Below are 438 nucleotides of genomic sequence, written 5' to 3'. Positions count from 1 at the left end.
GCAGGAGCAGGACGGCGTCGGCGCCGTCCTGTTTGGCGAGCTCGGCCCACTGTTGCGCCTGATGCCAGCCCGGAGCGTGGACACCGGCGATGACGGAGGCGCGTCCGCCGACGGTCTCCACGGCGACTTGGACGACACGACGGCGCTCCTCGTCGGTGAGCGACGAGTACTCGCCGAGCGAACCATTGGGACCGATGCCGTGGCAGCCGTTCTCGACCAGCCAGGCGCAATGGGCGGCGAAGCGGTCGTAGTCGACGGCCAGCCCGCTGGGGGCGCCGTCGTCTTCCTTGAACGCGAGGGTGGTCGCGACGGTGACGCCGCGGGGGTCGTACGAGGTGTTGGCGGTCACGGGGATCCTTCCGGTAGTGAACATGCGGTAGCGGGAGCACGCGTGGGCGTCAGTCGTCCGGGGACGCCAGCTCGCCGAGTCTGAGCGGG

General features: G+C 70.5%; 1 pseudogene. It reads right to left on the bottom strand.

Annotated elements, in window-relative coordinates:
* Positions 1 to 328 (bottom strand): annotated as a pseudogene (locus tag ELR45_RS39630) (dihydrodipicolinate synthase family protein); the annotation flags it as partial.
* Positions 329 to 438 lie beyond the last annotated feature (110 nt).

It is taken from the genome of Phytoactinopolyspora endophytica, assembly GCF_004138495.1.
Lineage (GTDB): Bacteria > Actinomycetota > Actinomycetes > Jiangellales > Jiangellaceae > Phytoactinopolyspora > Phytoactinopolyspora endophytica.
Note: the sequence above shows the minus strand (reverse complement) of the source record. Positions and strands in the feature narration are given on the sequence as shown.